This window comes from Pseudomonas sp. CP-1 (assembly GCF_021213715.1).
Classification (GTDB): Bacteria; Pseudomonadota; Gammaproteobacteria; order Pseudomonadales; family Pseudomonadaceae; genus Pseudomonas; species Pseudomonas aeruginosa.
Map to the genome: position 1 here is coordinate 11,394 of NZ_JAJQKY010000021.1, position 15,932 is coordinate 27,325.

At 69.1% G+C, this 15,932-nt stretch carries 12 protein-coding genes; 4 read left to right on the plus strand and 8 right to left on the minus strand.

Annotation, left to right across the window (positions count from 1 at the left end):
* Nucleotides 1-358: 358 nt before the first annotated feature.
* The 8 genes from LT948_RS27655 to LT948_RS27690 form a co-directional block, all read right to left on the minus strand.
* Nucleotides 359-1,906 (minus strand): PucR family transcriptional regulator, encoded by a 1,548-nt coding sequence (locus LT948_RS27655; protein WP_030047271.1) that lies wholly within the window; start codon nucleotides 1,904-1,906, stop codon nucleotides 359-361.
* A 63-nt stretch (nucleotides 1,907-1,969) separates the two neighbouring features.
* Nucleotides 1,970-3,202: an aromatic amino acid transport family protein gene (locus LT948_RS27660; RefSeq protein WP_003088197.1), complete on the minus strand. Its 1,233-nt coding sequence runs from the start codon at nucleotides 3,200-3,202 to the stop codon at nucleotides 1,970-1,972.
* Between the two features lie 44 nt (nucleotides 3,203-3,246).
* Nucleotides 3,247-3,594, minus strand: a complete 348-nt coding sequence (locus LT948_RS27665) for a cupin domain-containing protein (RefSeq protein WP_021264670.1) — start codon at nucleotides 3,592-3,594, stop codon at nucleotides 3,247-3,249.
* A gap of 12 nt (nucleotides 3,595-3,606) precedes the next feature.
* Nucleotides 3,607-5,007 (minus strand): NAD(P)/FAD-dependent oxidoreductase, encoded by a 1,401-nt coding sequence (locus LT948_RS27670; protein WP_073657426.1) that lies wholly within the window; start codon nucleotides 5,005-5,007, stop codon nucleotides 3,607-3,609.
* A 193-nt stretch (nucleotides 5,008-5,200) separates the two neighbouring features.
* Complete coding sequence (locus LT948_RS27675) at nucleotides 5,201-5,899, minus strand: anaerobic ribonucleoside-triphosphate reductase activating protein (protein ID WP_023095776.1); 699 nt, start codon at nucleotides 5,897-5,899, stop codon at nucleotides 5,201-5,203.
* Nucleotides 5,896-6,042: an anaerobic ribonucleoside-triphosphate reductase gene (gene nrdD, locus LT948_RS27680; RefSeq protein WP_003088212.1), complete on the minus strand. Its 147-nt coding sequence runs from the start codon at nucleotides 6,040-6,042 to the stop codon at nucleotides 5,896-5,898. Before nrdD ends, LT948_RS27675 begins: the two co-directional genes overlap by 4 nt.
* A 43-nt stretch (nucleotides 6,043-6,085) precedes the next feature.
* Nucleotides 6,086-8,113, minus strand: a complete 2,028-nt coding sequence (locus tag LT948_RS27685) for a ribonucleoside triphosphate reductase (protein WP_033995820.1) — start codon at nucleotides 8,111-8,113, stop codon at nucleotides 6,086-6,088.
* A gap of 157 nt (nucleotides 8,114-8,270) precedes the next feature.
* Nucleotides 8,271-9,080, minus strand: a complete 810-nt coding sequence (locus LT948_RS27690) for a class I SAM-dependent methyltransferase (protein WP_003088221.1) — start codon at nucleotides 9,078-9,080, stop codon at nucleotides 8,271-8,273.
* Between the two features lie 167 nt (nucleotides 9,081-9,247).
* Here LT948_RS27690 and LT948_RS27695 point away from each other — a divergent pair, with 167 nt between their 5' ends.
* Genes LT948_RS27695 through LT948_RS27710 form a run of 4 tightly spaced genes read left to right on the plus strand, consistent with a single transcriptional unit; the run spans nucleotide 9,248 to nucleotide 15,853 of the window.
* The gene (locus LT948_RS27695) at nucleotides 9,248-11,209 is read left to right on the plus strand and encodes a TonB-dependent receptor domain-containing protein (RefSeq protein WP_023091916.1); all 1,962 of its coding nucleotides are present in this window, start codon (nucleotides 9,248-9,250) and stop codon (nucleotides 11,207-11,209) included.
* Complete coding sequence (gene cobN, locus LT948_RS27700) at nucleotides 11,209-15,054, plus strand: cobaltochelatase subunit CobN (RefSeq protein ID WP_073657427.1); 3,846 nt, start codon at nucleotides 11,209-11,211, stop codon at nucleotides 15,052-15,054. The genes LT948_RS27695 and cobN overlap by 1 nt, the downstream gene beginning before the upstream one ends.
* Nucleotides 15,051-15,527, plus strand: a complete 477-nt coding sequence (locus LT948_RS27705) for a MotA/TolQ/ExbB proton channel family protein (RefSeq protein WP_003088234.1) — start codon at nucleotides 15,051-15,053, stop codon at nucleotides 15,525-15,527. Before cobN ends, LT948_RS27705 begins: the two co-directional genes overlap by 4 nt.
* Entirely contained in the window at nucleotides 15,527-15,853 is a 327-nt protein-coding gene (locus LT948_RS27710) for a DUF2149 domain-containing protein (RefSeq protein ID WP_003088238.1), read from the plus strand. The genes LT948_RS27705 and LT948_RS27710 overlap by 1 nt, the downstream gene beginning before the upstream one ends.
* Nucleotides 15,854-15,932: the final 79 nt, after the last annotated feature.

The following is a 15,932-nucleotide window of genomic DNA, read 5'->3' on the forward strand; positions in this document are numbered from 1 at the left end:
GGGGCCTGCCGAGCGTGTGGGGGAAGTCGCTCGAGGGAGGCAGTGAAGACCGCCGGCGGAGATACGAACAGGGTGGGTAGCGGGGCGGATACAGCGTGGATTCCGTTACGCATCGCAGGCCTCCTTTGCGCCGCGCCGATGGGCTTCCGTCTTACCGTTCGAGCCTAGAAGCGCGGGCCGCGCCGCTCCAGCGGCGGGGTGGCTAGCTAGCAAGGGGGATTAATGCATTCGCAACGGCGCTCGCTGCGATGCACCGTGGTCCGGCATCCACAGGCCACGCCCCTGCCGGGCAACCGTTCCTGGCCGCGCCTGTTGGCGGCGGCGTCGCCCTGCAAGCGCCAGGTATCGGGCTCCGCCGTCAGTCCATGTCGCCGCCATGGTGCGCGGACTGCTCCAGGAGGCTGCTCTTCGCCGTCCTGCCCCTCGCTTCCGGCGACAGCCGGGTTGCCTGCAAGGCGAACCAGAGGGTCGCCACATCGGCGGTGCTGTCCAGCGAGCGTCCGCTGATTTCCTCGATGCGGCGTATCCGGTAGACCAGGCTCTGCTTGTGTATGTGTAGCCGCTGCGCGGCGTTCAACCAGGACCTGTTTTCCTCGAGAAAGACCTGCAGCGTGTATAGCAGTGCGGAGCCATTGGCCGCGTCATAGTCGTGGAGGGCGCCGAGGACCAGGCGGAACGCCCGCTCGGCCTCGGCGAGGCTTCTGGGTAGCCAGGGCGCCTCGTCGTCCAGTTCCGCGTAGCGACACAACGGCTGCCGGGAATGGCTGTGGGCCAGGGCCAGGCGCGCTTCGCGCAAGGCCTCGGCGCAACGTTCGGCACGACGGAGCGGAGCGCTCACTCCCAGCGAGCTGTCCAGGGCTTCCTGCAGTGTCGAGGCGAGGCCGGCCTGGTGCAGCAGAATGATTTCCTGGCCTTGCGCGCGAACCAGCAGGCGTGAGTCGTGGCCCCGGAAAAGACCGATAGGGTCGGTCGCGAGCCCCTCGGAACTTGCCACGGAAACGACTGCATCGTCGAGATCGAGCCCGGGCAGCAGTTCCTCCAGCCGCTCCTCGGCTTGTTCCCGGTATAGCCGTCGTTGCAGCAGGTCGTCGAGCAATTCCGAAGCCAGGCGCAGGTGGCGTTCGCTTTCGACGCGCAGCCGTTCGATCTCTATGCCGAGCACTGCCGTCAGGTGGTGCAGGAGACTGTAGTCCGGCAGCCGCTCGCCCAGGGCTATCAGCAGGCAGTTCCGGTCGGAAGGAATGCCGATGCTGAGCGCTTCGCCTTCCGCGAGCGGATGGCGAAGGACCATTGGCTGCGGCTCCGCCTGCTCGCGACGGCGGTTGCGCAGCGCGTCGGCCAACTCCGCGGGCAGCCCTGGCAGGCCTGGCTGCCAGGCCGCCAGGGTGTCGGGAACGATGAGGTAGAGGCTGCTCCGCACGTCCTTGCCGAGGCGTTGCAGCAGCGCCGGCAGGCCCAGTCCCTGCATGCTCAATCGGGCGCTTTCGTATATCCGGGCCAGGGCGTTGCGGCGCTCGTATTCGTCTTTCTGCCCCGCATCGACGATGGCCCGGGTCACGGCGGCGAAAGGGACGCCGTAGTGGGTGAGAATCAACGGGAAGCCCAGGGCCTCGGCCGTCTCGCGCAGGGCATCGAGGTCGCTCGGGGCTTCCATGTTCTCGCCGATCATCATGCCTGCCAGGCCGGCCTCGGCCAGTCTTCGGACGTAACGCCGTTGCCGCTCGGCCTCGCTCGGTATGCCCAGCCCGGTGGTCATCAGCAGGTCACCCTCGCCGAGCCATTCGGTGGGGTCGTCGAGTTCGCAGACATGCGCCCAGCGAACCGGGCGGTCGAGGCCGCCGGCTCCGCTCAGCAGGCGTGAACGGAGTTCGGGGAGGGCGATCAGGTGGCGGATGCTCTGCGGCATGTCCAGGAAACTCCAGGCATGGGCTTTCAGTGTAATCGCCCCGGGCGCAGGCAGCGCGCCCTGTCACCAACTGGCGGGCAGCATCCCCAGTGCCGAGGCGATCGCATAGACCCCGCTGGAGGCGAACACCAGGACGATCAGCCCCTGTATCAGCGGATGGGCATACCAGCCGCAGCTGAATGCCGGCAGTTGGTCGCCGTGGCGCCGCGCCGCGTTGAGCAGGAGGATGGGGATGATGCCCATCAGTACGCCGCCGAAGGTACCGGCGAAGTACAGCGCGTTCACGAAGCCGCCGAGCCCCGCATAGGCCAGCAGGAACGGCGGGACCGAGACCGCGGCGAGCACCGCCAGGCGTTTGCGCCGGTTGGTTTCGCTGCCCAGGCGGAAGTGGTCGAAGATATTGGTGAACAGGCACCCGCCGAGTCCCCAGTAGGAGGTCAGCATCGCCAGCAAGGCGAAGGTGTTCGCCACGTAGTAGGCCCATTGGCCGAGGGAGCGTCCCCAGCTCAAGGTCGCCACCTCGCTGAGGTTGTCGGGGCCGACCAGGGCGATGACCGAGGCAGGAATGGCCGCCACCAGCAGGAAGGTCAGCAGCATGCCGACCACGATCAGGCGCGGCACGCGCCCGGGGGTTGCCAGGTTGCCGCGCACCAGCTCCGGAACCAGGAACTGCGCGCCGAACACGAAGACCGCCAGGTTGAACACTGGAACCACGTATTGCCACTGGCTCTGCCAAAGGTGGGCGAGACGGGCGTCGTCGTGCATCAGGGTAGCGCCGATGAGGATGCAGACGATGGCCACCATGCCGGCGCTGATCAGCTTCTCGCCCACGCCGAGCGCCTTCAGGCCCAGGTAGAGCACCAGCGCCGAGGGGACGAAGAAGATCAGGCTGCCGACCTCGCGCGTGAGGCCGTACTGGCCGAAGAACTCGAGCATGATGTTGCCGCTGCCGGTCATGTAGGCGACCAGGGCCCCGTAGCTGTTGGCCGCCACCGCGATGAAGATCAGCCAGCCGCCGAGCGGGCCCAGGTAACGCCGGGAGAGGCCGCTGAGCTGGTTGTTGCCGCGGGTTCTCAGGCAGGCTTCGGTCACGTAGAGCATGGTGACGATGCAGAAGAGGCAGGTCAGGGCCAGGCATACCAGCAACGGCACGTAGCCGACCTTGCGGGCGGCGTAGGCCATGCTCAGCACGCCGGCGCCGATGTTGGTGCCGATGATGATCGCGATCGTCTCGAGCGAGCCCAGGGGATGGGCCTTGAGGCCCGATGCGTTGTCGTTCGCTTCTCGCATACCCATTTCTTGTTTCCTCTGTCAGGGCGGTGGAGTTCGGTTCTTCGGGGTCAGTCGAAGATCAGGTAGGTCTTGCGCACGGTCCGGCGGATGTCCCAGGTGCCCTGGGTGGCAGCGGCGAAATAGAGTGCGTCGCCGGCGCGAAACTCCACGGCCTGGCCCTCGTCCGGGGTGAAGCGACCTTCACCGCTGACGATGTAGCTGTACTCGGCCTGCTCGACCTGTCGGCGGAAGCGCCCCGGGGTGCATTCCCAGATGCCGGTCACGCCGTTGCCGTCGGCGAGCGGGCGGTGGGCCGCGGTACGGGTCAGGGCTACCGGTTCGCCCAGGGGCTGGCCGACGGGCGTGGGCGAGGTGAAAGGACTTTCGTCGTCGAGACGGATGAGCGAAGGGTTCATGCCATGGGCTCCTCAGGATTTGTCTTCAAGGCCGGCGGGGGCGAAGCGCGCGAGAAAGCGGTCGGTGGCCGAGGGCGCGGTACCGGCGAGTTCCGCGCGTTCCTTGCGCAGGACGGCGTTGCGCACCAGGGAGCCACCCAGGTAGCGCAGCGGCTCGGGGGGGAAGCTCCGGCAGCGGCGTTCTACCAGCGGACAACGGCTCCACGGGTCGTCGCGGCCGAGGGCGAGGCTGGCGAGGATCCGCCCGCCCAGGCGGCTCGGTCCCACGCCGTTGCCGCTCCAGCCGATGCCGTAGTGGATGTTCTCGTGCAGGTGGCCGAAGACCGGCAGGCTGTCGTAGGTACGGTCGATGGGGCCGGACCAGCCGTCGACCAGCGGGACGTCGCCTAGCGAGGGATAGGTGCGGCGGAAGTCGGCCTCGGTCAGGGCCAGGCTCTCCCGGTCGACGTCGAATACCCGGCCGATGCGCGAGCCGTAGCTGATGGCGCCGGTGCCCTTGCCGAAGGCGATGCGCCCGTCGCGGGTGGTGCGGTAGTAGTCCACCATCAGTTGGGAATCGGTGATGGCTTCCCCGCCGGTCCAGCCGATTCGCTCCAGCCGTTGCGGTATCGCCTCGGTAACCGCGATGGAACTGTTCACCGGCACGATCAGCCTGGAGAGCCTGGGCAGGGCGGCCGACCAGGCGTTGGTCGCGAGAACCACCGCCTTGGCCTGGACCCGGGCCCCGGCGCTCAGCAGCTGTGCCGGCTGGCCGGGAACGATCTGGCTGACGCCACAGCGCTCGTGGATTTCCACGCCGAGGGCCAGCGCTACGCGGCGCATGCCTTGCACCAGCAAGGCTGGTTGCACGGTGGCATTGCTGCGCTCGAAGACCCCGGCGAGATGCACCGGCGAACCGGTCCGGCGTGCCACTTCGCTGGCGTCGAGGCGTTCGAAGGGACTGACGCCGAGCCGTTCGCAGGCGGCGAGGGTATCGTTCCAGGCGTCGAGGTGGCGCGCCGTGGTGGCGGTCCACAGCCAGCCCTTCTGCTGGAAGTGCGCATCGATGTCATGCCGCGCGCAGAACTCCCCGAGTTCCTGGATCGCCCGCTCCGCGCTTTCGCCAAGGAAGCGCGCCTGCGCCTCGTTGCAGAAGCCCAGCAAGGTGCCGATCTTCGGCCACCAGGACATCACGAAACCACCGTTCCTGCCGGAAGCGCCGCCGCCGCAGACGTCCTGCTCCAGTAGCAGGACCCGTGCGTCCGGTTCCAGTTGCTTGAGGGTGATGGCGGTCCAGAGCCCGACGAAACCGCCGCCGACTATCGCCACGTCCGCCGAGTGGGCGCCGACGAGGGGGGCGCTGGCGGTGTCGGCCAGGTCGGTCGAGCGCATCCAGTGGCTGGGGGTCAGGGGAGGGGTGAGCGTGAGTTTCATGGCGCGGGTCCGGGGTCGCTGAATCTGGAGCAAGGGTGGCGAGCGGCGCCGTCCGCGACAATTGGACGCAACTAGGAATCGAGAAGGTGCTCTCGTACGATCGTATGAGTCTTGTGAAGAGCAGGCCTGGTCGGGACTGCCCGCCCTGTCCGAGCGAGCTGGCAGGCCCGAGCGGCGCCGCTGAACCGGAGGCTCAGGCGTCGCGCAGTTCGAAGGCGGGAAACAGCTCTTCCAGTTCTCGCCATAGCTGCGCAGCGCCCTGCGGCGCGGGCTTCGCGAGAAGCTGCGGATCGAGCTGGCGGGCCGGGCGCGCCAGTTGTACGGCGAAGCGCTCCACGCCCATCGCGCGCAGGCGCGTCGCCAGGCGCCAGAGGCGTTCGCTATCGAACAAGCGCCAGTGCACCGTGGTCCGGCATTCGTAGGCCACGCCGCTGTCCAGCAGGTATTCCAGGCTGCGCCAGTTGGCCGCGCCGCTGCCGTCCACGCCGGTAATGGCGGCGACGTCCTCGGCCGGCGCCTTGACGTCGAAGCCCACCCAGTCGCTCTGCGCCAGCACCCGGGCGAAGGCGCGGGGGTTGATGCCGGCGCTGTGCAGGCCGACGCGGAAGCCCAGTTCGCGGACCGTGCGCATGGCGTCGCCGAGGGCCGCCTGCAGGGTCGCCTCGCCGCCGCTGAAGACCACCGCCTGCAACAGGCCCTGGCGTCGGCGGAGGAAGTCGAGCAGGCGTGGCCAGGGGATTTCCTCCGCGCCGCGCGGCGCGATCAGTTCCGGGTTGTGGCAGTAGCGGCAGCGCCAGGCGCAGCCCTGGCAGAACAGCACGCAGGCGAGCAGGCCGGGGTAGTCGAGGGTGGTCAGGGGCACCAGGCCCCCGACCCTGAGCGTGGCGCTCATCGCGTCTCGCGGAAATGGCGGCGTTCGCGATGCTCGGACTGCTTGCCGGCATTGAACGCTGCCACGGGACGGTGGTAGCCCATCACGCGGGTCCAGACTTCGCAGCGCTGGCGCTGGCCTTCGGGCAACTGGTTGGGGTTCATCGGTGGTACTCCTTGCTGGTGGATGAAAGGAACGACAGGCGACTCAACCGCCGCAGCCGCCGCAACAGCTCTTGGGCGTGGAGCGTTGCAGCAGCTCCTCGTCGCACTTCGGGCAGAACTCGTGCTCGCCGGCCAGGTAGCCGTGCCGTGGGCAGATCGAGAAGGTGGGGGTGACGGTCAGGTACGGCAGGCGGAAGCGACCGAGGGCGGTGCGCACCAGGGTCTTGCAGGCTTCGGCGGAGGAAATCCGCTCGGCCATGTAGAGATGCAGCACGGTGCCGCCGGTGTACTTGCATTGCAGGGCGTCCTGCAGCTCCAGCGCCTCGAACGGGTCGTCGGTGAAGCCCACCGGCAGTTGCGAGGAGTTGGTGTAGTAGGGCGCCTCCGGCGTGCCGGCCTGGAGGATGCGCGGATAGCGCTTGCGGTCCTCGCGGGCGAAGCGATAGGTGGTGCCCTCGGCGGGCGTGGCTTCCAGGTTGTAGAGGTGCCCGCTGTTCTCCTGGAAACCCACCAGCCGCGCGCGCACGTGATCGAGCAGGGCCAGGGCCATCTCGCGCCCGGCTTCGCTGTGCAGTCCCTCGCGGTCGTCGCTGAAGTTGCGCACCATCTCGTGCAGGCCGTTCACGCCGATGGTGGAGAAATGGTTGCGCAGGGTACCCAGGTAGCGTCGGGTGTAGGGATAGAGGCCGGCATCCATGTGCTGCTGGATCACCTTGCGCTTCAGCTCCAGGCTGGCGAAGGCGAGTTCGAGCAGATGGTCGAGCTGGCGGTAGAGGCCGGCGGCGTCGCCACGGTGGCGATAGCCCAGGCGCGCGCAGTTGATCGTCACCACGCCCAGCGAGCCGGTCTGCTCCGCCGAGCCGAACAGGCCGTTGCCGCGCTTGAGCAGTTCGCGCACGTCCAGTTGCAGGCGGCAGCACATCGAGCGCACCTGGTTGGGCTGCATGTCCGAGTTGAGGAAGTTCTGGAAGTAGGGCAGGCCGTAGCGCGCGGTCATCTCGAACAGGCGCGTGGCGTTGTCGCTGTCCCAGGGGAAGTCGTGGGTGATGTTGTAGGTCGGGATCGGGAAGGTGAACACCCGGCCATGGGCGTCGCCGGCCTGCATCACCTCGATGTAGGCGCGGTTGATCAGGTCCATCTCGGCCTGCAGCTCGCCGTAGGCGAAGGGCATCTCCTCGCCGCCGATGCGCGGCACCTGGTCGCGCAGGTCGTCCGGGCAGACCCAGTCGAAGGTCAGGTTGGTGAAGGGCGTCTGGGTGCCCCAGCGCGACGGCACGTTGAGGTTGTAGATGAACTCCTGGAGGGCCTGGCGCACGCTGGCGTAGTCGAGGCGGCCCTTGCGCACGTAGGGCGCCAGGTAGGTATCGAAGGAACTGAAGGCCTGGGCCCCGGCCCACTCGTTCTGCAGGGTGCCGAGGAAGTTGACCATCTGCCCCAGGGCGCTGCCCAGGTGCTTCGGCGGACCGGCCTCGACCCGCCCCGGCACGCCGTTCAGGCCTTCGTTCAGCAAGGTGCGCAGCGACCAGCCGGCGCAATAGCCGGCGAGCATGTCGAGGTCGTGGATATGCAGGTCGGCGTCGCGGTGGGCGGCGGCGATGTCGGCATCGTAGACCTCGTCCAGCCAGTAGTTCGCGGTGACCTTGCCGGATACGTTGAGGATCAGCCCGCCGAGGGAATAGCCCTGGTTGGCGTTGGCGCGCACCCGCCAATCCTCGCGGGAAAGGTATTCGTTCATCGACGCGGCGACGTCCACCAGGGTCTTGCGCTCGCGGCGCAGCCGGCCGTGGCGTTCGCGGTAGACCACGTAGGCGCGCGCCGTGGGGTAGTGGCCGGCCTCCATCAGCACCCGTTCGACCAGGTCCTGGACCCGTTCGATATCCAGGCAGGCGCGTTCCGGCAGGCGTTCCACCACGCGTTCGGCGAGCGCCTGCGCCTGCTGCGGGTCGAACTCGCCGGTGGCCTGGCCGGCGGCGGCGATGGCGCGTTCGATCTTGCCGGGATCGAAGGGGACTTCACGTCCGTTGCGCTTGAGCAGGGTGGCCGGCCAGGTAGCCTTCCGGGGCTGGGTCATTTCAGTCTCTCCACAACATGATGTGTTTTGATTTTGCAAAACAACAAGATGTTGTGGATTCTGGCGAGCGACGCCGAGCCGGCGTTGATCTGCGTCAACGTCCGGCGGATTGCCCGGGTTCCATTGGAGGTATTCCCCGCGCCCGGGTGACGGCGTATCAGGCCTGGGCGAGGCGGGCGAAGACCACGTAGTTGTCCAACTGCTGCCAGACCGTGGCGGCCTCGGCGAAGCCCGCCTGGCGCAGGGCGGCGAGATGGAAATCGAGCGAGCAGTCTTCGTCTTCGCTGGCGCGCCTGAGCGGGCGCCGCGCGAAATGGGCGTCGCGCTGCGCCTTCAGCGGGGCCAGCCGGGGGATCTGCGCGGCGCGTTGCCACCAGTCTTCCCAACTGTCCGCGCCGCTGGCCACGGAAGCCTGGAGGACCCGCTCGCGGTGCTTCCGGGACAATTCCGCGAGTCCCGGCCAGCGTCGGTCGTAGCGCATGTGGTCGGCGTTCAGCAGCACGCCGCCGGGGGCGAGCAGCTCGCCGGCCTGGGCGTAGAACCCGGCGAGTTCGGCGGGCGACAGCCAGTGCAACGCGGTGGAAGAGAGCAGCGCCGCGGGCCGTTCGCCGGCGAGGGACTCGCGCGCTTCGGCGACCCGTTCGGTCCAGCCTGGATCGGTGAGGTCGCACTCCACCACGCGGACCCGCTCGGCGAAACCGGCCAGCGCCGTACGCGCGATCTCCAGCAGCATGACGTCGGCGTCCAGCGCCACCACCCGCGCTGCCGGGAAGCGTTCGAGCAGGCGCCGGCCGAGGGAGCCCGGGCCGCAGGCGGCGTCGATGGCGGTGAAGCGCCCGTCGCGGCCGAAGAGGTCTTCGAGCAACTGGAACATCGCCTCGTAGCGCTCCTCGCGCTGGCGGATGTAGCCCTCCTGCTGGCGGTCCCAGCGTTCGAGGAGCGCCATGATCTGCTCGGTTGCGGTCATCTTTCCTCCTGGGGGGCATGCCCGGTTGAGAGTGGGGTCCTGTGCTTCGAGGGATACGGCGAGCGAGACGTTCCCTGGCCTCGATGAAGAAGAAACGGCGGGCATTCTTCATTCGATTAAATGTTATGTTATAACTTATAAATATTCATAATTCATACCTGCCGACCATGACCCCCCATTCCTCCCCGCACCGTCTTCCTCCGCTGCGGCTGGCCCGCGCCGTGCCGTTCCTCTACCTGCTTCCCTGCCTGGCGCTGGCCGCGCCGGTCGACCTGGAGCCGACGGTGGTCAGCGCCACCACTACCGAGCGCAAGCTGCGCGACGCCCCGGCCAGCGTTTCGCTGATCGCCGCCGAGGACCTGCGGCGGCGCCCGGTGCGCGACCTGCAGGAAGCCCTGCGCGGTTCGGAAAGCCTGCAGTTCAACGGCGTCGGCATGTCCCGGCGGGGCATCAGCGTTCGCGGCATGTCCAGCGAGCACACCCTGGTGCTGGTGGACGGCCAGCGGATCTCCACCTCGTCCGGGGCCATCGCCCATTCCGACTTCGACCTCGGCTGGGTGCCGGTGGAGAGCATCGAGCGCATCGAGGTGGTACGCGGACCGATGTCCTCGCTCTACGGTTCGGAAGCCCTCGGCGGAGTGGTGAACGTGATCACCCGGCGCGCCACCGATACCTGGACGGGCAGCGGCCTGCTCGATGGCGGCGTGCGCGAGGACGGCCTCGGCGGGCAGAGCCACCAGCTCGGCGCCTATCTCGCCGGGCCGCTGGTCCCCGGCAAGCTGGGCCTCGCCCTGAACGGCGAGAGCCGCCGCCAGCAGGAAACCCCGGACGCCGACGAGCGCCGGCTCTCCGAGCTGGAAGGCGGCAACGCCGACAGCGGCGGGCTGAACCTCAGTTGGACCCCGGACGACGCCCAGCGCATCGACCTCGGCCACCAGCGCGGGCGCGAACGACGCTGGCGCAACAGCGAGACCGGGGGGCCGCGCTCGCGCTACTACGAGTCGCGCGACGTGATCGAACGCGAGCGCTGGTCGCTCGCCCACAATGGCCAGTGGGACTGGGGCAGCAGCCAGCTGCGCACCTACCGCAACCGCCTGGAGCGGCACAACGCGCGTTCCGACGGACAACCGCCGAGCAACCCGCAGCGCCTTACCGACAGCGTGGTCGACGGCCACCTCAGCATGCCGGCCTTCGAGCGGCATCTCTTCACCCTCGGCGGCGAATGGCGCAAGGAAGAACTGGAGGATCGCTCGGTGAATACCGCCGGCGACGCCAGCGCGCGACACAAGGCGTTGTTCCTGCAGGACGAGATCGCCTTCGGCCCGGACTGGTCGCTGACCCTCGGCAGCCGCTTCGACAAGCACGAGGCGTTCGGCTGGGAAAGCAGTCCGCGCCTATACCTGCTGCACCACCTTTCCGATGCGCTGACCCTGCGCGCCGGCGTCGGTCGCGGCTACAAGGCGCCGAGCCTGAAGCAGCTATCGCCGGAGTATGCAGCGGTCGGCGGCGGCGGGCGCTTCACCATCTACGGCAATCCCGACCTGAAGCCGGAGACCAATACGTCCTACGAACTGGGCGCCGACTACCAGGGCGACGGCTGGTCGCTGAAGGGCACGGTGTTCGAGAACGATGTCCGCGACCTGATCCAGACCGTCTGCGTAGCACGCTGCGGGGTGCGCGGCGGCGAGGTGCGCAACTACGAGAACGTCGACAGGGCACGGATCCGCGGCCTCGAGCTGGGCGGCGGCGTGGACCTGCCGGCGGACCTGCGCTGGGAACTCAACTACACCTACCTCGACGCGCGCAACCGCACCGCCGGCAAGCGCCTCGGCGACCGCTCCCGGCACCTCGCCAACAGCCAATTGCGCTGGAGCCCCAATGCGCGCTTCAGCGCCCAGTTGCGTACCGAATACGTCGGCAGCCAGGTGGCCTACAGCAGCAACGTCGGCTACGCCTTGCCGGCCTACAGCCTGTGGCACCTGGAGCTGAGCCAGAAACTCAGCGAGAACCTGACGCTGCGCGGCGGCATCGAGAACCTTGGCGACCAGCGCCTGGCCGACGACGACACGCACTTCACCTATGCCGAACCTGGGCGGACCTTCCATCTCGGCCTGGTGGCGAGCTTCTGATGCGCCGTTCGCTACTCTTCTGCGGCGCGCTGCTGGCCAGTCTCTGTGCCTGGGCGGAGCCGGCCCAGGTGCGTCTGCTCAGCAGCGATTTCGTCCTCCCGGGCAAGCACCAGCGCCTAGCCGGTTGGGCGCGCGAGGCCGGTGTCGAGTTGCGCGGCCTGCGCCTCGGCATCGGCGAGGCGCCGCCCGGCGACTGGCTGGACGGCGGCGACCTGCTGATCCTCGACACACCGCGTCCGACCGATCGCGCCCAGGTCGAGCAGGCGCTGGGCGAGCGCTTGCAAGGCGGGACGCAACCCTGGATCCGCGTCGGCGGTGGTCCGCCGGGTTTCGGCAACCTGCCGGCGGCGCTGGGCGGGCGCCTGGTCGGCTACTACGCGAACGGCGGCGAAGCCAACCTGCGCCGGCTGTTCGAGGCGGTCCGACGCTGGCATGCCGGCCTGCCCGTCGACGCGTTGCCGGCGCCGCACCCCCTGGCGCAGGCCGGCTTCTATCATCCCGACGCACCGGCGCCGTTCGCCGGCCTCGCCGACTACCTCGCCTGGGGCGCCTCGCGCTGGGCCAGCGACGCCCCGCGCATCGCCTTCCTGATCCCGCGCGGCGCCATCGCCGACGCCCAGACCGGCGCCATCGACGAACTGTTGCGGCGTAGCGAGCGGCACGGCCAGGCGCCGCTGGCGGTGTGGTTCGACGACAGCGATCCGGAAGCGTTGAGGAAGTCCTTCGCTGGCGCCGATGTCCAGGCGCTGGTCAACCTGCAGCACCTGCAGAACGGCCCGGCGCGCCGTGCCGAGTTCCTCGCGCTGGACGTGCCGGTATTGCAGACCCTCGGCTACCGCGACGGCAACGAGGCCGACTGGCTGGCCGCCGCCAGCGGGGTGGCGCCGCGTACCGCGACGGCCTTCCTCGGCATGCCGGAAACCTGGGGAATGAGCGATCCGCTGGTGATCAGCGCCCTGGAGAACGGCGAGCCGAAGCTGATGGCCGGGCAGGCCGAGGCCCTGCTGGACAAGCTCGACCGACTGCTGCGCCTGCGTCGCCTGCCGGCGGCGGACAAGCACCTGGCGCTGATGTTCTGGAACCACCCGGAAGGCGAGAAGAACGTCGCCGCCTCGCATCTCAATGTACCGGCCAGCCTGGCCCGTCTCGGCGAGGCGCTGCGGGCGGCCGGCTACCGGGTTGCGACGAGCGACGAAAGCGCGCTGATCGATACCGCCCAGCGCCTGCTCGGCGGCTACTACCGGCCGCAGACCCTGGACGCGCTGTATCGCGACGGCCTCGCCGCGAGTCTGCCGCTGGACGCCTACCTGCACTGGTTCGAGGCGCTGCCGGCGGACCTGCGCGAGCAGATCCGCGCGCGCTGGGGCGACCCGCGTCGACATTGGGCCTTGCGCGATATCGACGGCCAGCGACGCTTCGTGTTCCCGGCGGCGCGCCTGGGTAATCTGCTGCTGTTGCCGCAGCCGCCGCGCGCCGGCCGTCCGGGCGAGGCCTACCACGACAGCGCGGTGCCGCCGGACCATCTCTACCTGGCGGTCTACCAGTTCGTCCGCGAGGGTTTCGGCGCCGACGCGCTGATCCATTTCGGCACCCATGGCACCCAGGAATGGCTACCCGGCAAGGACCGCGGGCTGGCGGTGGGCGACTACCCGCTGCGGGCGCTCGGCGACCTGCCGGTGTTCTACCCGTACATCCAGGACAACGTTGGCGAGGCGATCCAGGCGCGCCGGCGCGGGCGCGCGGTCACCGTCAGCCACCAGACGCCGTCGTTCGCCCCGGCCGGGCTGTACGACGAACTGCGCGACCTGCACCAGCTGATCCACGAATACCAGCAACTGGACGAGGGCGCGGTGCGCGAACGCAGCGCCGAGCAGATCCGCGCGGCGGTGCGGGCGGCGCACATGAACGACGACCTGGGCTGGAGCGAGGCAGCGATGCGCGAGGATTTCCCGGCGTTCCTCGGCGTGCTCCACGACCACCTGCACCGACTGGCCGGCTCGGCGATGCCGCTGGGGCTGCACACCTTCGGTGTCGCCGCCTCGCCGGAGCTGCGCCTGGGCACCGTCATGCAGCAGCTCGGCGAGCCCTACTACCGCGCGCTCGGTCTCGACCCCGACGAACTGTTCGCCGCCGATTTCAGGGCGCTGCGGGAAGGTCGTGCCTACCGCACGCTGCAACGCTACCTGCGCGACGGCGGCGAGATCGCCAAGGTGGCCAATCCGCGCCTGCGCGAGCAGTTGCTGCGCGCCCGCGAACTGGACCGCCAGCTCGCCGACACCGGCGAACTGGAGGCGCTGCTCGCCGGCCTCGCCGGGCGCTTCGTCGCGCCCGGGCCGGGCGGCGATCCGATCCGCAATCCACAGGTACCCAGCGGGCGCAACCTGTTTGCCTTCGAGGCCGACAAGGTACCGACCCGCGCCGCCTACGAAGCCGGCGCCGAGGCCTTCGGCCAACTGCTGGAAAGCTACCGCGCCGAGCACCAGGGCAGGGCGCCGGAAAAGCTCGCCTTCAGCCTCTGGTCGTCGGAAACCATGCGCCACCTGGGCATCGTCGAAAGCCAGGCGCTGCACGCCCTCGGCCTGCGCCCGCGCTGGGACGCCGGTGGCCGCCTGCTGGCGCTGGACATCGTGCCGGCGGCGGAACTGGGGCGTCCACGGGTGGACGTGGTGCTACAGGTGACCAGTGTCTACCGCGACCAGTTCGACGGCTTCATGCGCCTGCTCGCCGAGGCCATCGAGCGCCTCGCCGCGCTGGACGAGCCGGGCAACCCGCTGGCGCGCAACAGCCAGGCGCTGGAGCGGCGCCTGCGCGAACGCGGCGTCGAAGCGCCACTGGCGCAGCGCCTGTCGCGCCTGCGGCTGTTCGGCAATGCGCCGGGCGACTACGGCACCGGGGTCACGCAACTGACCCTCGACTCCACCCGCTGGGACGACGACTCGGCGCTCGCCGAGCAGTTCCTCGGGCGCTTGCAATACGCCTATGGCAGTCGCGACTGGGGCGTGAAGCTGGATGGCGGCAACCTGTTCGCCGAACAGTTGAAGGGCGTACAGGCGGCGATCCTCTCGCGCTCCTCGACGCTCAACGGCGTGCTCTCCACCGACCACCCGTTCGAGTACCTCGGCGGCCTGTCACTGGCGGTACGCCACCTCGACGGCGCCAGCCCGGCGCTGTACATCGCCGACCTGCGCCAGCGCCAGCCGCGCACCACGGCCGCCGCGCAGTTCCTCGCCAGCGAGCTGCGCGGGCGCTACCTCAGCCCGCAGTGGATCGCCGCGATGCAGCGCGAGGGCTACGCCGGCAGCCTGGAAATGCTCGACCTGGCCAACAACCTGTGGGGCTGGCAGGCGGCGGATCGCACCATGGTCCGCGCCGACCAGTGGCAGGCGTTGCACGACACCTTCGTCATGGACCGCCGCGAGCTGGGTCTCGCCGAGTGGTTCGAAACGCACAATCCGACCGCCCAGGCGCAGATCATCGCGCGCATGGCCGAGGCCATCCGCAAGGGCTACTGGGACGCCAGCGAGCAGACCCGCCGCGAACTGGCCGAGCGCTGGCGGCAACTGGCGGCCGCCGGCGCCGGCGAGGTCGGCGCGGCGACCACCCGTGAATTCATCGAACGGATGGCCGGCGGTTTCGGCGAGGCCGCGGCGCAGGCAGAGGGCGCGGCCGCGTCCGGTGCCGGCGAAACGGTCAGCGGCCGCGTCCTCGAAGAAGTCGCGCCGCCGCCGTCCGGCGAGCCGCAGCCGTGGCTCCGGCTGGCCGCCGCCGTGCTGCTCGCGCTGTTCGCCGCCGGCGCCGTCCGGCAATCCGTAGTCAATCGTCGTCCGATGGAAAATCGCTCATGAATGGTCTGGAAACCAGCCTCTACGAACTCACCCGCCTGTTCCTGCTGCCGGTGCTGCTGTTGATCCTCGCCGCGCTGGCCTACGCCTTCGTCGCCCTCGGCGGCTTCGCCATGGAAGCCTGGCAGCGCCGTCGCGGGCGCTACCGCTCGCGCCTGGCGGCCTGGCAGGCGCTGCATGGCGGCAACAGCGACGACCTCGAACTGTGGATCATGCAGCGCCTGGAATGGCTGCGGATCACCTCGCGCAGCGCGCCGATGCTCGGCCTGGTGGCGACCATGATCCCCATGGGACCGGCACTGCTGGCGCTGACCCGCAACGACGCCCAGGGGATCGGCGAGAACCTGGTGGTGGCGTTTTCCGCGGTGATCCTGGCCCTGGTCGCCGCCAGCATCACCTTCTTCATCCTTACCGTGCGTCGCCGCTGGCTGCTCCAGGAACTGCGCGCCGTCGAACGTGCGCGGGAGGCCGGCTGATGCGCTTCCTCGAACACGACGAGGCGGACGACCCGATCCTCTCGATGGTCAACCTGATCGACCTGTTCCTGGTGGTGATCGGCATCCTCCTGATCGTCATCGTGCAGAACCCGCTCAACCCGTTCAGCCAGGACAAGGTGGTGGTGGTCGAGAATCCCGGCGAGGCGGACATGCGCATGCTGGTCAAGGATGGCAAGGAGCTGAAGCGCTACCAGGCCAGCGGCGAGATCGGCGAAGGGCAGGGCAGCCGCGCCGGGGTGACCTACCGCTTGGCCGACGGACGGATGATCTACGTGCCGGAGAGCGGCGGGGAGGCCGGCAAGTAGCGACGCGTACGGCGGAGAGCTGGGACTTTTGCCCGGAGTTCCCGGATAATGGCCGGTTTCCGTTTCTCTTGGTGCTCGC

Coding starts and splice junctions, on each gene's coding strand:
- LT948_RS27670 (WP_073657426.1), bottom strand. CDS start 5,007: ATGAAACTCACGCTCACCCCTCCCCTGACCCCCAGCCACTGGATGCGC.
- LT948_RS27660 (WP_003088197.1), bottom strand. CDS start 3,202: ATGGGTATGCGAGAAGCGAACGACAACGCATCGGGCCTCAAGGCCCAT.
- cobN (WP_073657427.1), top strand. CDS start 11,209: ATGCGCCGTTCGCTACTCTTCTGCGGCGCGCTGCTGGCCAGTCTCTGT.
- LT948_RS27710 (WP_003088238.1), top strand. CDS start 15,527: ATGCGCTTCCTCGAACACGACGAGGCGGACGACCCGATCCTCTCGATG.
- LT948_RS27695 (WP_023091916.1), top strand. CDS start 9,248: ATGACCCCCCATTCCTCCCCGCACCGTCTTCCTCCGCTGCGGCTGGCC.
- LT948_RS27655 (WP_030047271.1), bottom strand. CDS start 1,906: ATGCCGCAGAGCATCCGCCACCTGATCGCCCTCCCCGAACTCCGTTCA.
- LT948_RS27685 (WP_033995820.1), bottom strand. CDS start 8,113: ATGACCCAGCCCCGGAAGGCTACCTGGCCGGCCACCCTGCTCAAGCGC.
- LT948_RS27705 (WP_003088234.1), top strand. CDS start 15,051: ATGAATGGTCTGGAAACCAGCCTCTACGAACTCACCCGCCTGTTCCTG.
- LT948_RS27675 (WP_023095776.1), bottom strand. CDS start 5,899: ATGAGCGCCACGCTCAGGGTCGGGGGCCTGGTGCCCCTGACCACCCTC.
- LT948_RS27690 (WP_003088221.1), bottom strand. CDS start 9,080: ATGACCGCAACCGAGCAGATCATGGCGCTCCTCGAACGCTGGGACCGC.
- LT948_RS27665 (WP_021264670.1), bottom strand. CDS start 3,594: ATGAACCCTTCGCTCATCCGTCTCGACGACGAAAGTCCTTTCACCTCG.
- nrdD (WP_003088212.1), bottom strand. CDS start 6,042: ATGAACCCCAACCAGTTGCCCGAAGGCCAGCGCCAGCGCTGCGAAGTC.